Source organism: Bradyrhizobium sp. Y36, assembly GCF_002531575.1.
Lineage (GTDB): Bacteria > Pseudomonadota > Alphaproteobacteria > Rhizobiales > Xanthobacteraceae > Bradyrhizobium.
Window position 1 is genome coordinate 383946 of sequence record NZ_NWTI01000002.1, and the last position, 15414, is coordinate 399359.

A 15414-nucleotide genomic window follows, 5' to 3' on the forward strand; every position below is an offset into this window, starting at 1 on the left:
GTGACCCGTCAGGTGGAATGGAGTTGAGGAGCGGAGGTGCGCGACGCCGCGAGCGCGTGCTCGATCGAGGTCGCAATGGCGTTGGCGGAGAGGCCGTGCTTCTTCAGCAGCGAATCCTGCGAGCCGTAATTGTGCATGAAGCGGTCCGGCAGCGACAGCCGCAGCATCGCGGGCAGGCCCGAGCCGAGCTTGTCGATCAGCGTCTCGGCGACCGCGCTGCCGAGGCCGCCGGAGGGCACGTGCTCCTCCAGCGTTGCCAGCAGCTTGACGCCGCGGATCGCCTGCAGCAGCGCTTCGGTGTCGAGCGGCTTCACCGTGTGCATGTGCAGGATGCCGGCGCGCACGCCTTGCGCCGCCAGCAGGTCGGCTGCGGCCAGCGCCCGCTGCAGCATGATGCCGGTGGTCACCATGAGGACGTCGCCCGGGGGGCGCATCAGGATGGCCTTGCCGATCTCGAAGCCGTGCTCGGCCTTGGAGACGATCGCGTCGCCGCCCTTGCCGAGCCGAATGTAGATCGGGCCCTTCCAGTCTAGCGTGTGCTCCATCATGCGCGCCGCCTCGTCGGCGTCGCACGGGCAGATCACCGTCATGTTCGGCAGCGCCCGCATGATGGCGATGTCCTCGATCGCCTGGTGGGTGGGGCCGAGCGGGGCGTAGACGAGCCCGCCGCCATTGGCGATCAGGCGCACCGGCAGATTGTGCAGGCAGAGATCGACCGCCACCTGCTCGTAGCAGCGGCGGGTGAGGAAGGTCGCGATGGTGTTGACGTAGGGCACGAAGCCTTCCATCGCCAGGCCAGCCGACATGCCGATGATGTGGGCTTCCGAAATGCCCTCGATCAGATGGCGCTTGGGAAACTCCTTGCTCATCGCGCGCAGGGTGCCGGCGCCGGGATCGGAGCCGATGTAAAGCACACGCTCGTCGCGCGCGGCGAGCTTGTGGACCATGTTCATCGCTGTGTTGCGCATGGGATGCCGATCAAAAATCGCCGACGGCGACGCGAATGGCGTCGAGCTCGCTGTCGGACAGCTTGTTCTTGTGATGCCAATCCGCGTTGGACTCCGCGGCCGGCAGACCCTTGCCCTTGACGGTATGGCAGATCACCGCGGTGGGCTTGCCCGGAACGGCCGGAACCTGCTTCAGCACGGTGCGCAGCGCGGCGACGTCGTGGCCGTTCACCTCCTGCACGGCGAAACCGAAGCTGCGCCACTTATCCGCGAGCGGCTCCAGCGGCAGCACGTAATCGGTGGGCCCGTAGCTCTGCAGCTTGTTGTAGTCGATCATCGCGACGAGGTTGTCGAGGCCGTGCTTGGCCGCGCCCATGGCGGCTTCCCAGACCGATCCCTCGTTGATCTCGCCGTCGCCGAGCAGGACGAAGGTCCGGTAGCTGCGCTCGCGCATGCGGGCGGCGAGGGCAAGGCCGACGCCGATCGACAGGCCGTGTCCGAGCGCGCCGGTCGAGGCCTCGACGCCCGGCACCATGCCGTATTCGGGATGTCCGCCCAAAATGCTGTCAGAGCCGCAAAAGCCGTCCAGCTCCGACAGCGGGAAGAAGCCGCGATCGGCGAGCAGCGCGTAGAGCGCGAGACAGCCGTGTCCCTTGCTGAGGATGGCGCGGTCGCGATGGGGATCTTGCGGGTTCTGCGGGTCGATCCGCAGCACGTCGTCGTAGAGCACGCGGACCATCTCGATCAGCGACAAGGCGGGACCGACATGGCCGCGTCCGGCCGAGCGGACAGAACCGAGGACCAGGCGGCGCAAGTAAAGGCTGCGCTCGTCCAGCGTGCAGGTGAGGGCGGCTTCAGCGTGGGGTGAGATCTGGATCACGTTGGCAAATCGTTTGATGGAGCCGGCGGGCTTTGTCGAGCTGGCCGGCAAGGCGGACCGTCAGATCGCCACCTTGCGCAGCCAGGGCGCGCCGGGAGCGGCTTTCCGGCAAATAAGCATTCAGGACAATCAGGCACCAAATCGCCCCGAACACAGGATACAGTACGTCCCGGCGGATCGCAAACGCGTCATCCCTAGCCGCGAAGGCTTGCGTGAGGCGTTCGATGAGGCAATTCGCGCTCGTTGCCGGCAGATCGCTGCCGGGGTGGATCGCGGTATCGGACAGCAGTTTGACCGGATCGTCCCAGCCGAAATATTCGAAGTCGATGAAGCGCAGCCGGCCGTCTTCGCCGCGCAGCGCGTTGTGCAGTCCGAAATCCGACGGACTCAACGCGCGATGCGCGGGTGCCAGGTCCGCTGCGGGATTCAGTCCCAGTTCCGCATAACGCGTGCGGAGCCGCCGAACGGCGGCGGCAGTGCTGGGAACCAGGCTGCCATCGATGAACGCGCGCAGATCCGGATGATCGCCGGAGGCGCGCCTCAGTCCGTCGAGGCGCTGCTCGTACTGGGCGATAGCTTCCTCGGGCGAAAAGATGCTGGCCGATGCGTTCCGCAAGGTCTGCGCGCCCTCGGCATCGCGCAGCTTCTGCAATTCGATCAGGAAATCAGCCAGCTGGTCGGCATCGCCGTCCTGGGGATGCAGCACCGCCGCTTCACCGTCGAACCATTGATACAGCGCGCAGAACGCGTCCGCGTCCTTTGCGACCGGCCGTGGCGTCGATGTCATGCCGTGACGCGACAGAAACGACAGCGCGTCATATTCCTGCCCGAGGCGGTCGCGCCCGTCGGAGGGGTAGTGCTTGAGGGCGAGGGGCGGGCCCGCCGCCATCTCCAGACGAAACACCCTGTTGTTGCCGCCGGACCGCGCCGGTTGGGCGGCCGCGACCCGTGCTCCGGCCAGGCGGCTGCCGATCGAGATCGCATCCTGCGCGCTCAGGTCCGGCTCGCTCATGGCGCGAACACTCCGCGGCTTATGTCGGCCCAGGTCGCGCGCGGCTCGCAATGAGCGGGATGAGGGGGCCGCGATTGCGTGAACAGGATCGATCGCGTCGCCTTCGGATAATGCGGCTGCTCGAAGACGTCGACGAGATCGTCGATGAAGATATCGAGATCGAGGCTCGCGAGCCGCTCGACCTTGGCGGCCATCGTGTCCTCGAAATAGACGTTGCCCGCGGCGACGGCCGCATCCGCAGCGTCGATCAGGCCGGCTCCCCGCAGCCAGCCGCGCGCGGCCTCGCGCAGGTCGGTGTGGTCGGGGTCCTGGTGGCCGAACTGCGTCTTGTGGCTGACGATGTAGACGTTCGCGCCGGCTTTGCGGCAGCTTGCGAGAAACTCGCGCACCCCGGGATAGATCTCGGCGCCGCCGATGCCCTTGCCGTAGACGAAGCCCTGCAGACCCTGCCAGGCCAGCTCGCCGCCGGGGCGGGATCGCAGGAAATCCCGAACGTCGGTCTTCAGCCCCGCCCAGCCCTCGGGCACCAGCCCGCGCTGGCGCGCGACGGCGGCAAAGACCTTGTCGTAGCAGATGATCGTGTTGTCGAAATCGATGCCGATCCGCACGCCGCTCACTTCAGGCTGATGTTCTGCATCATCTTGATGTTGAAGTACCGGGGATCGTTCAGCGAGTTCGGCAGGCGGCCGGCCTTGAAGGCGTCCACGAGGCCGGAGACGGCCTGCTCGATCGTGTGCGTGGGCGCAAATCCGAGCTCGCGGCGGATCTTCTCGGAGGAGACGTGGTAGGAGCGCAGATCGTCGGTCGGCTCGACGGCGACCTCGACGTTGTTGCCGACCACCGACTTGACGATGTCGGCGATCTTCATCAGCGCGTGGTTCTCGTAGCCGATGTTGTAGGTCTTGCCGTCGATCTTGGCGTCATCCTGCTGGAGCAGGAACAGATAGGCCGCCGACATGTCCTGGATGTGCAGATTCGGCCGCTTCTGCGTTCCGCCGAACACGCGGATGCGGCCGGTGTTGACCGCGAGATTGGTCAGGATGTTGACGACGACGTCGAGCCGCTGCCGCGGAGCGTAGCCGCACACCGTGGCGGGACGAACCGTGCAGGTGACGAAGCCGGAGGCGGCCTCGTCGGCGAGATCGGTCTCGCACATCGCCTTGAACTTCGAATAGTCCGTGAGCGGCTCGCAGGACAGTTCCTCGGTCACCTCGGCCTCGTCCTTGATGCCGTAGACGCTCGAGGAGGAGGCGTAGATGAAGCGCTTGATGCCCGCCTTCTTGGCGGCGCGCACCATGGGGCGGAAGCAGTCGTAGTTGATGGACTTGCCGAGCCCCGGATCCAGCTCGAACGAGGGATCGTTGGAGATGCAGGCGAGGTGGATCACCGCGTTGTTGCCGCGCAGCGCCTCGTTGATCGCGGCCTCGTCGCGGATGTCGCCCTTGATCAGGCGAAGATTGGGATTGTCGCGAACGGCGTTGAAGACGTCCTCGCCGTACATGAAGAGGTCGAGCACGGTGACCTTGTGGCCCGCCGCCAGCAATTGCGGAACCAGCACGCTGCCGACGTAGCCGGCGCCACCGGTGACCATCACGTTCCATTTCTGATCAATCACTGTCGTTCTCCAGATTTTTTCGATCGCGCTTACTTCAACAACGCGGTGACAAACTTGACCAGCGGCGCCTTCTCGACCGAGCTGCGGTGACCGACGATGCCGACCTTGATCGCGCCCGCCGCGTTGCCGATGAAGGCGACGTCCTCGATATTGCCGCCGGCCGCCACCAGCGGCGCGGTAATCGTCAGGAAAGCGTCGCCGGCGCCGACCGTGTCGACCACGGTCTTGGTGAAGGCGGGCACGCGCGCGACGCCGGTCTTCGACGAGAAGGGGTAGCAGCCGAACGAGCCGTGCGTGATGATCATGTTGTCGCAATCGATCTTGCGGTGCAGGCCGTCCTCGATCACCGAGGCTATGTCGTTGAACTTGTCGGTGGCGGCGAGGCGCGCTTCCGGCGCGTCGATGCAGATGTAGTCGGCCTTCGGATACTTCGTGATCAGATTGTAGCCGTGGTTGCCGCTGTTGCTCTGGGCGTTGACCGCCAGGAACTTGGAGTTCGCGATCAGCGTCTCGATCGTGCTGGACGCGATCATGCCGTGACCGAAATCGGTGACGATGACGACATCCGCACCGCGCACGCGCTCGGCGGTGACCTTGTCGATCTCCTTGCGCGCGGTCTCGTCGAGCGGCGTGTCGTCCATCGTGTAGACTTCGAACAGCTTGTGCAGATAGCCCATCTCGACGTACCGCAATTTGCGGGTCGTGGGACGGCCCTGGATGCGGATCGGCGTCAGGGTGACGTTCGGGCGGACATGCGCGCGGATGAACTCCTCGGGGTAGTCGTTGCCGCCGAGCGTCGTGACGATCTCGACCGATTTGCAGAAGCTCGCGACGTGGTTGGCCGCGGCGATGACGCCGCCGGCAAACTGCTCGCCGTTCTTGAGCAGGGTCGCGACGATGTTCTCCTTGGAGGCTTTCCCGAGCGCGGTGACGTACTGGTATTCGTCGATGATGGTGTCGCCGACCAGCACCACGTGCATGTCCTGGATCTTGTCGATCAGCTTCAGCAGGCGGTCGGCGCCGCCGCCTTCGCGCACCTTCTGCAGGTAGTCGCGCAGGGGCGGATCGTAGATGTCGAAATAGCGGTTCAGCAGCGAGGACGAAGAGAAGGTCACGTCGCGCGTGAAGACGATGCGCCCGCCGTGGCGCTCGACGGCCTCGCGCTCGACGGCGATCTTGCCGGTGACATCGTCCTCGGGATTTTCGTAGTCCGAGCCCTTCACGTAGATGTCGGGGCGCACGGTGTCGAGGACCGGTTCGGCGCTGGAGGTCAGGTTGATGCCGACCCAGTCGACCGTGCCGAGCGCGGCCAGCATCTCGGCGCGCATGTTCTCCGGAAAGATCGGCCGTCCCGGGCCCTTGTTGACGAAACGGTCGGCGGTGATGGTCACGATGACCACGTCGGCCTCGTTGCGCGCCGCCAGGATGTGGCGGACGTGGCCGAGATGCACCAGATCGAACACGCCGTGACAGAGCGCGACCGTCAGGCCTTTTGCCTGCGCGGCGCGCGCCACCTCGCCGAGCTCCTCGATCGTCCTGATCTTGTCGTGCGGGGCCGGATGGACGGCCGGCTTGTCTTTCGGAGCATTACCCATGTGAATTACCCAAAGCGCCGGTAGGTCTCAGATGGCCGCCCGGAAATGATCGAATCGCAAGCAACGTTATCCGGCGAACCTGTTCAAGAGCTTGCCCCTGTTCAAGAGCCTGCTTTGGGCGAGCCGTTGTCGTCACCGAGATATTTGAACCAGTCCTTGGTGGCGTCGGCGATCTTGTCGACCGTCCACAGCGGCGCGTCCTTGTACTGATCCATCGATTTCAGCATCGTCGCAACGCCGTCCTCGAATTTCACCTTCGGCGTCCAGTTCAGGACCCGCTTGATCTTGGCGATGTCGGCGTAGGTGCAATCGGGCTCGCCGGGGCGCTTGGGAATGTGGACCTTTTCGCCGCCGAGAAGTTCGACCAGCCGGTTGACGCTGTAGGTGTTGTCCGAGCCGACGTTGAGTATTTCGTGCGAGACGTCGGAGCGGGCGGCGGTGACGAAGGCGTCCGCGACGTCGCTGACGAAGGTGAAGTCGCGCGTCTGCTCGCCGTCGCCGACCACCGTGAAGGGCTTGCCGGCGAGCTTCTGCGCCATGAACACGCCGAACACGGCGCCGTACGTGCCGGTGGTCCGATGGCGCGGCCCGTAGACGTTGAACAGGCGCAGCGCGACCGCGGGCAGCTTGTAGACCTGGCACCAGTGCATGACGCACTGCTCGCCGAGATTCTTGGTAAGCGCGTAGGGATACATCGGCCGGATCTCGGCGCTCTCCGGCGTCGGATAGACGTCGGGAATGCCGTAGCAGGACGACGATGCGGCGTAGACGAAGCGCTTGGCGCCGGCGTGCCGTGCCGCCTCGAGAACGTTGACCGTGCCGTCGACATTGGCGCGATGATACGGGATCGGGGACTCGATCGAGGGAACGATGTCGGCGAGCGCGGCGAGGTGGAAAACCCAGTCGATCCCGTGGAAATACGGTTTGATCGATTCGAGGTCGGTGACGTCAGCCCGCACGACCTTCAGCTGGCTCGAATTGGCGCGCGAGGCCAGATTTTCGGGGCGGCCGATCACGAAATTATCGAGCGCGACCACTTCATGGCCATCGTCGAGGAGGCGGTCGACGAGGTGACTGCCGATGAAACCTGCGCCACCAGTAACAATGCATTTCATGGGGAACATCCGTGACGCGAATGCCCAGCGAAATAGGCCCGCCAATGTGTAAGTGAAACCCGAAAGCCGACTATCAGCCGCTCGCCGACTTTGCAAGCAATATACCTTTGCAATCCCTAGTAATAGCCGGTATCAGGGCTTCATGTTGCAGCAGAGCCGCCAGTCCATGCCCGTTGAGTCCGTCGATCCCGATCACAAGGCTTTCCTCGACGATTACGTGGGGCGCCTCCATCGCGCGACGGCGGTCGACGATCGTGTTTTCGCTCAGATCTCCGCCACGCGCGCGATCTGGTTGCGCGTGCGCGAGCAGGGCGGCCGCGTCATCTTCATCGGCAACGGCGGCTCCGCCGGCATCGCCTCACATCTGGCGATCGATCTTGCCAAGAATGCATCGGTGCCCGCGCTCTGCTTCAGCGACGCGAGCATGATGTCGTGCCTCGCCAACGACTACGGGTTCGAGGATTGGATTGCACACGCCGTGCGGCTGAACGCCCGTGCCGGCGATTGCCTGGTCGCGATCAGCTCGTCGGGGCGCTCGAAGAACATCCTCAATGCGGTTGCGCAGGCGCGGTCGATGAAGCTCGACGTGATCACGCTGTCGGGGATGAATGCGGACAATCCCCTGCGCAATCTCGGCGACGTCAATTTCTTCGTCGACAGCCGCAGCTACAACATTGTCGAGACGACGCACCAGTTCTGGATGATGGCCGCGATCGACCTCGTCATCGGTCGTGCGGAATATCCGGCGTCCTGAGGCGAGGCATCCGATGCAGTCGCGGTTCAAGCAGGCGGCCCTGTTTTCGGTAAAGCTGCTGCTGTCGATCGCGGTGCTGGTCTACATCGCGCGCGGTCTCGACCTGCAGCGGTTGCGCAGCCATCTCGTCTCGGTCGATCCTTTGCTGTTCGTCCTCGCGCTTGCGCTGATCTTCTTCCAGACCTTCGTGCTCAACGGCCGGTGGGAGCTGATCATGCGCGCGCTCGGCGTGTCGCTGGACTGGCTCGCGGGCTGGCGGATCCTCATGATCAGCCTCTGGTTCAATCAGGTGTTGCCGTCCTCGGTCGGCGGCGACGCGGTGCGGATGTGGTTGCTGCGCCAGCGCGGCGTGCAGTGGCCGGAGGCGGTCAAGGGCGTCGCGGCCGACCGTTTCACGGCGCTGATCGGGCTGATCGCGCTGATGGTGGCCGGATTGCCGTTCCTGTTGTCTCGCGTGTCCGATCAGGCCGCGATCCTGGCCATCGGCGGGCTGACGCTCGCCGGCGTCGCCGGTACCGTGGTGTTGTTGACGCTCGACCGTCTGCCGCAGCGCCTCATCGCCCATCGGGCGATCGCAAGCTTCGTTCGGTTCGGGGCGCTGGTCCGGTTTCTTCTGCTGCAGTCCGAGCGCCGCGCGTTGCTGTTCGGGTCGGCGCTGCTCATCCATCTCGTGACCGCGGCGGCGTGTTTCGCCCTGGCGCGCGGCGTCGGCGCGCAGCTCTCGGTGGTGGATGCCGGCATCCTGATTCCGCCCGTGGTGCTGTTGACGGCGGTTCCGATCTCGATCAGCGGCTGGGGCGTTCGCGAGGGGGCGATGGTTGCCTGCCTCGGTCTGGCGGGTGTCCCTTCCGAGGAAGCGCTGTCGGTGTCGCTCCTGCTCGGCGCCATCAGCGTGATCATCGGGCTCGTCGGCGGCGCGATCTGGCTGGCAAGTCCGGAGCGCGGATCGTATTCAGCTGACAAGGCCGCCCTGGCGGCGCAGGAAGCCCCCAGCTACGACGGGCTGGGCAAGGAAGTTTCGAGCCACCCATGACCCGCTTCAGCGCGTTGCTGCCGGTCTGGACTTCACGGGGTGGGATTGCCTCACCCGATCGCGTATCTCATTATTCGGTTCCACGATGAAAAACCTGTTCTACGTCCGCCATACCTGCCGCCTCTGTCACTCGGACAAGCAAGAGCTGGTCGTCCCGATGGCTGGCATGCCCATCGGCACGCCGAACTTCCAGGTCCCCGACGCCAGCGTCGACGATCCCGTGTTCCGCGCGGCGGTGCCGATGGCGCTGCATCTGTGCAGGGATTGCGGCCACCTCCAGATTCTCCATGTCGGCAATCCCGAGGTCCAGTACCGCAACTACGTCTACACGACCTCGCTCTCGCTCGGATTGCGAGAGCATTTCGCCGGCTATGCCAACGACGTCGTCAGCCGCTTCGGCATCGCGCCTGGCTCGCTGGTCGTCGAGCTCGGCAGCAACGACGGATCGCTGCTCGGCTTCTTCAAGGAGCGCGGCATGCGGGTGCTCGGTGTCGATCCCGCCGTCGATATCGCCAAGCGCGCGACCGAGGCGGGGATCGAGACCATCGGCGATTTCTTCACCGATGCGATCGGTCACCGCATCCTGCAGAGCCACGGCCCGGCGAGCGTCGTGATCGCCAACAACATGATCGCCAATGTCGACAATCTCGATCCGCTCGTGATCGGCGTTCGCGACGTGCTGGCGCCTGACGGCTTGTTCGTGTTCGAAACCCAATACGGCGTCGACGTCACCGAGAAGAACCTGCTCGACACCGTCTATCACGAGCATCTGTCCTATTTTAACATCAAGCCGCTGATCCGTTTCTTTGCCCGGCTCGGCATGGAGCTGATCGACGTCCAGCACATCTGGACCAAGGGCGGTTCGATCCGCGTCACCGTGCAGCGCGCCGGCGGCGCCAAGAAACCCTCGGCCGAGGTCGCGCGTTTCGTCGCCGAGGAAGAGCGGCTCGGTGTCGATCAGCCGGCCTATTATGCGCCCTACGTGAAGCGGATCGCCGCCATCCGCGACGAGCTGGTCGCGATGGCCGACGCCGCCCACGCGCGCGGTCAGCTGGTCGCAGGCTACGGCGTCTCCGTGGGCACCACGACGCTGCTGCCGCAGTTCGGCCTGGAGAACAAGATCGACTTCCTGGTGGACGACGACCCCAAGAAGGGCAACGTGATGGCGGGTCCCGGCTACGACATCCCGATCCTGCCGCCGGCGGCCCTTTACGAGCGCAAGCCGGCCTTCGTCGTCGTTTTCGCTTGGCGCTATGTCGACCCAATCCGGGCCAAGCACGCCCGCTATTTCGCCGAAGGCGGCAAGTTCGTGGTGCCGCTGCCGGGCATTTCCATGGTCGACCGGGCCGACTGACGGCCGTCCGGGGCCGCCGTCCGCGCGGGCAGGGCGGCCCGGCCGGTTCAGGCGGCTCCGGCCCGGGCGGCCGGCCCGTTAAGCCGTTGATTCGCATGGGCTCCGGCGGAGCCCGTCGCGGGTAAGGGGCGGTTTGGCCAGCGCGCCGCTACCTTGACGTTTGGCCTCATCCGCAGTAGATACCCCGCACTCGCTGCCGGCCCGTTAGACGCGGATCTCCGGCGCGGCTTTGAAATCCCCGAACAATCGAGCCCGGATTCCGGCTCATCCTTCGAGACAGAGGGCTGGGCCAACGGCGGCTGTTCGGATCCCTGAAATTCATGCGCGTCCGGCGACGGACGTTGGACATTCGCACGATGGCAGTCAGCCCGTTCAAGTTCTTGCAGGAAGTGCGCTCGGAGACCGCCAAGGTCACCTGGCCGACCCGTCGTGAGACCACGATCACCACCATCATGGTGTTCGTGATGGTCGCCGTGGCCTCGATCTTCTTCTTCGCCGCCGACCAGATCATCCGCGTCCTCATCACCTTCCTTTTGGGCATTCACTGATGGCTACAGCAACCGCTCAACTGTCCGACAAGCGCTGGTACATCGTCCACGCCTATTCGAACTTCGAGAAGAAGGTCGCCGAATCCATTCGCGAGCAGGCCAAGCAGCGCGGGCTTGAGGAGCTGTTCGAACTGGTGCTGGTTCCGACCGAGAAGGTCACGGAAGTGCGCCGCGGCCGCAAGATCGACGCCGAGCGCAAGTTCTTCCCCGGCTACGTGCTGGTGAAGATGAAGCTGACCGACGAGGCGTTTCATCTGATCAAGAACACGCCGAAGGTCACGGGCTTCCTCGGCGCCGAAAACAAGCCGATGCCGATCTCGGAAGCCGAAGCCATGCGGATCCTGCACCAGGTGCAGGAGGGCGTGGAACGGCCGAAGGCGTCGGTGTCGTTCGAGATCGGCGAGAACGTGCGCGTGGCCGATGGCCCGTTCGCCTCGTTCTCGGGCGTTGTCGAGGAAATCGACGAGGCGCGCTCGCGCGTGAAGGTCGCGGTGTCGATCTTCGGCCGCGCAACGCCGGTCGAACTGGAATTCGGTCAGGTCGAGAAGGTCTGATCGGGTCGCGCGTGAAGCCGAAGGGCTTCGCGCAAGGAGAGGCCGTGGGAGGACGCGGGCGGTCGCCAGCTGCTTGAGGTCCCCACCACGAACCTGAAACCGCCGGCGGTCGCCGGCACAACAGGAGTGATACATGGCAAAGAAAGTGACCGGATACCTGAAGCTTCAGGTCCCGGCCGGTGCGGCGAATCCTTCGCCCCCGATCGGTCCCGCGCTCGGTCAGCGCGGTCTCAACATCATGGAGTTCTGCAAGGCGTTCAACGCGCAGACCCAGAAGGAAGAGAAGAACACCCCGATTCCCGTCGTGATCACGATCTACGCCGATCGTTCGTTCACGTTCGAGATGAAGACCCCCCCGATGTCCTTCTTCCTCAAGCAGGCCGCAAAAATCCAGTCCGGCTCGAAGGCGCCGGGCCGTGACAAGGCCGGCAAGGTGACCAAGGCGCAAGTGCGCGAGATCGCCGAGAAGAAGATGAAGGATCTCAATTGCGACTCGATCGAGTCGGCCATGAAGATGGTCGAGGGCTCTGCCCGTTCGATGGGTCTGGAAGTGGCGGGGTAAGCGGTCATGGCAATCGGAAAGCGTTTGAACAAAGCCCGCGAAGGTGTTGACCGCGAAAAGCTTTACCCGCTCGCGGAAGCCATCAAGATGGTCAAGGAACGCGCCAAGGCGAAGTTCGACGAGACCATCGAGGTCGCGATCAATCTCGGCGTCGATCCGCGTCACGCCGACCAGATGGTCCGCGGCGTCGTGACCCTGCCGAACGGCACCGGCCGTACGCTCCGCGTCGGCGTGTTCGCCCGCGGCGCCAAGGCTGACGAAGCCAAGGCCGCCGGTGCCGACGTCGTCGGTGCCGAAGACCTGGTCGAGAAGGTGCAGAACGGTTCGATCGATTTCGACCGCTGCATCGCCACTCCCGACATGATGCCGCTGGTCGGCCGCCTCGGTAAGGTGCTCGGCCCGCGCGGCCTGATGCCGAACCCGAAGATCGGCACCGTGACCATGGACGTCACCGGTGCGGTGAAGGGCGCCAAGGGCGGCTCGGTCGAGTTCCGCGTCGAGAAGGCCGGCATCCTGCAGGCCGGTGTCGGCAAGGCCTCGTTCACCGAGGAGAAGCTGGTCGAGAACATCAAGGCGCTCGCCGATGCCGTCTCGAAGGCGAAGCCGGCTGGCTCCAAGGGCACCTACATCCAGCGCGTTGCGGTGTCCTCGACGATGGGCCCCGGCGTGAAGGTCGAGCCGGGCACCATTCTCGGCTAAGTCTGGAAATTGCATGAGGCGAGGGGCGGAATTGGGCAACCGATTCCGCCCCTCGTCGTTTGTGAAGGCGCTCACCGGAAACAACAACAATGGCTGACAAGGTCCTGATCTATTCGCGCTTTCCCAAGACCATGATGGCGCGCTTCGCCGAGCGGTTCGAACTGCTCGACACCGGCGGCAAGCCTGCGCGCGACGCCTTTCCGGCGGAGGAGCTCGGCGGCATCCGCGCGCTGCTGACCGCCGGCGGCTCGCCGCTGGGGCCGGAGGCGATGGACCTGTTTCCGAAGCTCGGCGCGATCGTCTGCTACGGCACCGGCTATGACGGCGTCGACCTGAAGGCCGCAGCCGCCCGCAACATCGCGGTCGGCCACAGCCCCGGCGCCAATGCGGCCTCGGTCGCCGATATCGCGATGACGCTGATGCTGGCGACGACCCGGCGGATTCTGGTCGCCGACCAATATGTCCGCAGTGGCGACTGGGCCGCCTCGAAACAGTCGCCGATGATGCGCCCGCAGGCCGGAATGCCCGGCCGCCGCATCGGCGTCTACGGCATGGGCGAGATCGGCCGCAAGATTGCCGCGCGCTGCGCCGCCTTCGAGAGCGAGGTCGGCTATTTCAGCCGGACCCAATACGACCTGCCGTATCAGTATTTCCCGAGCCTCGAGGCGCTCGCCGAGTGGTGCAGCGTGCTGATGATCGCGGTCCGGGCAGGGGCCGACACCCAGCATGCCGTCAATGCTGATATCCTGGGGCGCCTCGGCGCGGACGGCTATGTCGTCAACATCTCCCGCGGCTCGGTCATCGACGAGAAGGCCCTGGTCGCGGCCCTGACAGACAAGACCATCGCCGGCGCCGGCCTCGACGTGTTCGAGACGGAGCCGCACGCGCCCGACGCCCTGACCGCGCTCCCCAACGTGGTGTTCGCCCCGCATATCGGCGGCCACACCCTCGAATCGCACGTGGCCATGCAGACTTGCGTGCTGGCGAACCTGACGGCGTTCTTCGCGGGCAAGCAGCTGCCTTACGCGGTCAAATCGGCCTGAATCGGTCCTTATCGGCTCGCCTCAAGCCCCGCCGGCAACGGATTGGAACTGGTGTGAATTTTGCTCTTGGCAAGCAGGCACGGAGCGGTTAAAGAACCGCTTCCGGACGTGCCGGCCTCGGCTGGCGCGTTCGTGCACGCATTCCGAAAACCCGACACGATAGGAGATCATTCCTTTTCAGGACGTCCGCAAGGATTTGCCCGAAAAGGAAGGAAGATCCGTCGGTTGGTGGGGTGCGGGCAAGGGTCGGGCGGTTCGCCGGCTGACCTTGTCCTGTCCAAGACTGCAGGCGCTCGCGGGAAATTTCGATTTCTCAACGGCTTAATCGCATGGCCTGCATAGACGGGTGAAGACCGGATTTCACTTCGCATCCAGCTTTAAGGGCTGCCTGCGAAACGGGTCTGGTTCGGACCTCGACACGCCGTGGGCCCTCAGGGGCTTTCGGAGGGCAGGCTTTGAATTGTCGTCTCGCCCGGCGCGTGTCCTCAGGGTTTTGGCCCCGGGGTTCAGGTTTTGGGTGGGGCGATGGGTGCAACCCGGCGGTCCCGCTTTTTGCGATGACCGCCAACCGGAAAGAGCTTGCTGTGGAACGAGCGGCAAAAAAGGACGCGGTCGAACAGCTCAATGGGGTCTTCAAGACCACGAGCGTCGCGATCGTTGCTCAATATTCCGGCCTGACCGTTGCCCAGATGCAGAAGCTGCGGACGCAGATGAAGCAGGCTGGCGCCTCGGTGAAGGTCTCGAAGAACCGTCTCGCCAAAATTGCTCTTGAAGGCACTGACGTCGTTGCCATCGGCCCCATGCTGAAGGGACCGACCGTGATCGCCACTTCGAACGATCCGGTAGCGGCGCCAAAGGTCGCCGTCGAATTCGCCAAGGCGAACGAAAAGTTCGTCATCGTTGGCGGTTCGATGGGGAAGACCGTCCTGAATGTCGACGGCGTGAAGGCGCTTGCCTCGCTGCCGTCGCTTGACGAACTGCGCGGCAAGATCGTCGGCCTCATCGTGGCCCCGGCGACCAAGCTGGCTCAGCTCGCCAATGCGCCCGCGGGCAAGCTCGCGCGCGTCATCCAGGCTCATGCCTCAAAGGGCGAAGCGGCCTGACGCCCTTCGCAAAACTCAAACCCGAACCAGACTTACACTCAAGGAAACTGAACAATGGCTGACTTGCAGAAGATCGTTGACGACCTCTCGAGCCTCACCGTGCTCGAAGCCGCTGAACTCGCGAAGCTCCTCGAAGAGAAGTGGGGCGTTTCGGCTGCCGCGGCCGTCGCCGTGGCCGGCCCGGCTGGCGGTGGCGCTGCCGCTGCTCCGGCGGAAGAGAAGACCGAGTTCACGGTCGTTCTCGCCTCGGCTGGCGACAAGAAGATCGAGGTCATCAAGGAAGTCCGCGCCATCACCGGTCTCGGCCTGAAGGAAGCAAAGGACCTCGTCGAGGGTGCTCCGAAGCCGCTGAAGGAAGGCGTGAACAAGGAAGAAGCCGAGAAGATCAAGGCCCAGATCGAGAAGGCTGGCGCCAAGGTCGAGCTCAAGTAAGCACTGCTTACTGGCGCGGGATCCCGGGCGGAGCGCCCGGGATCCCAGTCCGCTCTCGAGGCGGGCAGATGCAAAAGGCGTGCGACGGAAGGTCCCGACGCGAGCCGAACACGAAAAAGTGTGGGGATTTGCGGGCTTGACCCTCGAATCTGCACTATTGTCGCCCCA

At 64.7% G+C, this 15414-nt stretch carries 17 protein-coding genes; 10 read left to right on the top strand and 7 right to left on the bottom strand.

Translation table 11 applies throughout. The features are described from left to right. Window positions 1-8 precede the first annotated feature (8 nt). The 7 genes from CO669_RS05360 to CO669_RS05390 form a co-directional block, all read right to left on the bottom strand. Window positions 9-968, bottom strand: a complete 960-nt coding sequence (locus CO669_RS05360; protein ID WP_097658724.1) for a transketolase family protein — start codon at window positions 966-968, stop codon at window positions 9-11. A gap of 10 nt (window positions 969-978) precedes the next feature. Next, window positions 979-1827 (bottom strand): transketolase, encoded by an 849-nt coding sequence (locus CO669_RS05365; protein WP_097658725.1) that lies wholly within the window; start codon window positions 1825-1827, stop codon window positions 979-981. Next, window positions 1802-2839, bottom strand: a complete 1038-nt coding sequence (locus tag CO669_RS05370) for an aminoglycoside phosphotransferase family protein (protein WP_198963850.1) — start codon at window positions 2837-2839, stop codon at window positions 1802-1804. The genes CO669_RS05365 and CO669_RS05370 overlap by 26 nt, the downstream gene beginning before the upstream one ends. Continuing rightward, window positions 2836-3447, bottom strand: a complete 612-nt coding sequence (locus CO669_RS05375; protein WP_245444175.1) for an HAD family hydrolase — start codon at window positions 3445-3447, stop codon at window positions 2836-2838. Before CO669_RS05375 ends, CO669_RS05370 begins: the two co-directional genes overlap by 4 nt. A gap of 5 nt (window positions 3448-3452) precedes the next feature. Further along, window positions 3453-4454, bottom strand: coding sequence for an NAD-dependent epimerase/dehydratase family protein (locus CO669_RS05380; RefSeq protein WP_097658727.1), 1002 nt, complete (start codon window positions 4452-4454; stop codon window positions 3453-3455). 29 nt (window positions 4455-4483) lie between these two features. Further along, window positions 4484-6049 carry a PfkB family carbohydrate kinase gene (locus CO669_RS05385; protein WP_097658728.1) on the bottom strand — a complete coding sequence of 522 codons (1566 nt, stop codon included), beginning with the start codon at window positions 6047-6049 and terminating at the stop codon, window positions 4484-4486. A 101-nt stretch (window positions 6050-6150) separates the two neighbouring features. Continuing rightward, the gene (locus CO669_RS05390) at window positions 6151-7164 is read right to left on the bottom strand and encodes an SDR family oxidoreductase (RefSeq protein WP_097658972.1); all 1014 of its coding nucleotides are present in this window, start codon (window positions 7162-7164) and stop codon (window positions 6151-6153) included. 52 nt (window positions 7165-7216) lie between these two features. On the opposite strand from CO669_RS05390, the gene CO669_RS05395 reads away from it, so the two are divergent. From CO669_RS05395 to rplL, 10 genes are all read left to right on the top strand, one after another. Further along, window positions 7217-7918, top strand: coding sequence for an SIS domain-containing protein (locus CO669_RS05395; protein WP_245444177.1), 702 nt, complete (start codon window positions 7217-7219; stop codon window positions 7916-7918). A 13-nt stretch (window positions 7919-7931) separates the two neighbouring features. After that, window positions 7932-8951: a lysylphosphatidylglycerol synthase transmembrane domain-containing protein gene (locus CO669_RS05400; protein WP_097658730.1), complete on the top strand. Its 1020-nt coding sequence runs from the start codon at window positions 7932-7934 to the stop codon at window positions 8949-8951. Between the two features lie 85 nt (window positions 8952-9036). Beyond that, entirely contained in the window at window positions 9037-10305 is a 1269-nt protein-coding gene (locus tag CO669_RS05405) for a class I SAM-dependent methyltransferase (RefSeq protein ID WP_097658731.1), read from the top strand. Between the two features lie 356 nt (window positions 10306-10661). Beyond that, entirely contained in the window at window positions 10662-10853 is a 192-nt protein-coding gene (gene secE / locus CO669_RS05410; RefSeq protein ID WP_007602984.1) for a preprotein translocase subunit SecE, read from the top strand. Continuing rightward, window positions 10853-11407: a transcription termination/antitermination protein NusG gene (nusG, locus tag CO669_RS05415; RefSeq protein ID WP_007602985.1), complete on the top strand. Its 555-nt coding sequence runs from the start codon at window positions 10853-10855 to the stop codon at window positions 11405-11407. Before secE ends, nusG begins: the two co-directional genes overlap by 1 nt. Window positions 11408-11540: 133 nt before the next feature. Then, the gene (rplK, locus tag CO669_RS05420; RefSeq protein WP_006611824.1) at window positions 11541-11969 is read left to right on the top strand and encodes a 50S ribosomal protein L11; all 429 of its coding nucleotides are present in this window, start codon (window positions 11541-11543) and stop codon (window positions 11967-11969) included. Window positions 11970-11975: 6 nt separating this feature from the next. Further along, window positions 11976-12668 carry a 50S ribosomal protein L1 gene (rplA, locus tag CO669_RS05425; protein ID WP_097658732.1) on the top strand — a complete coding sequence of 231 codons (693 nt, stop codon included), beginning with the start codon at window positions 11976-11978 and terminating at the stop codon, window positions 12666-12668. An 89-nt stretch (window positions 12669-12757) separates the two neighbouring features. Then, entirely contained in the window at window positions 12758-13711 is a 954-nt protein-coding gene (locus tag CO669_RS05430; RefSeq protein WP_097658733.1) for a 2-hydroxyacid dehydrogenase, read from the top strand. A 584-nt stretch (window positions 13712-14295) separates the two neighbouring features. After that, a complete protein-coding gene (rplJ, locus tag CO669_RS05435) occupies window positions 14296-14814 on the top strand; it encodes a 50S ribosomal protein L10 (protein WP_097658973.1) in 519 nt (172 codons plus the stop codon). Window positions 14815-14868: 54 nt separating this feature from the next. Then, window positions 14869-15246 carry a 50S ribosomal protein L7/L12 gene (rplL, locus tag CO669_RS05440; RefSeq protein ID WP_061026886.1) on the top strand — a complete coding sequence of 126 codons (378 nt, stop codon included), beginning with the start codon at window positions 14869-14871 and terminating at the stop codon, window positions 15244-15246. Window positions 15247-15414 lie beyond the last annotated feature (168 nt).

Coding starts and splice junctions, on each gene's coding strand:
- rplA (WP_097658732.1), top strand. CDS start 11,976: ATGGCAATCGGAAAGCGTTTGAACAAAGCCCGCGAAGGTGTTGACCGC.
- CO669_RS05405 (WP_097658731.1), top strand. CDS start 9,037: ATGAAAAACCTGTTCTACGTCCGCCATACCTGCCGCCTCTGTCACTCG.
- CO669_RS05400 (WP_097658730.1), top strand. CDS start 7,932: ATGCAGTCGCGGTTCAAGCAGGCGGCCCTGTTTTCGGTAAAGCTGCTG.
- CO669_RS05370 (WP_198963850.1), bottom strand. CDS start 2,839: ATGAGCGAGCCGGACCTGAGCGCGCAGGATGCGATCTCGATCGGCAGC.
- CO669_RS05430 (WP_097658733.1), top strand. CDS start 12,758: ATGGCTGACAAGGTCCTGATCTATTCGCGCTTTCCCAAGACCATGATG.
- CO669_RS05390 (WP_097658972.1), bottom strand. CDS start 7,164: ATGAAATGCATTGTTACTGGTGGCGCAGGTTTCATCGGCAGTCACCTC.
- secE (WP_007602984.1), top strand. CDS start 10,662: ATGGCAGTCAGCCCGTTCAAGTTCTTGCAGGAAGTGCGCTCGGAGACC.
- nusG (WP_007602985.1), top strand. CDS start 10,853: ATGGCTACAGCAACCGCTCAACTGTCCGACAAGCGCTGGTACATCGTC.
- rplK (WP_006611824.1), top strand. CDS start 11,541: ATGGCAAAGAAAGTGACCGGATACCTGAAGCTTCAGGTCCCGGCCGGT.
- CO669_RS05360 (WP_097658724.1), bottom strand. CDS start 968: ATGCGCAACACAGCGATGAACATGGTCCACAAGCTCGCCGCGCGCGAC.
- rplL (WP_061026886.1), top strand. CDS start 14,869: ATGGCTGACTTGCAGAAGATCGTTGACGACCTCTCGAGCCTCACCGTG.
- CO669_RS05385 (WP_097658728.1), bottom strand. CDS start 6,049: ATGGGTAATGCTCCGAAAGACAAGCCGGCCGTCCATCCGGCCCCGCAC.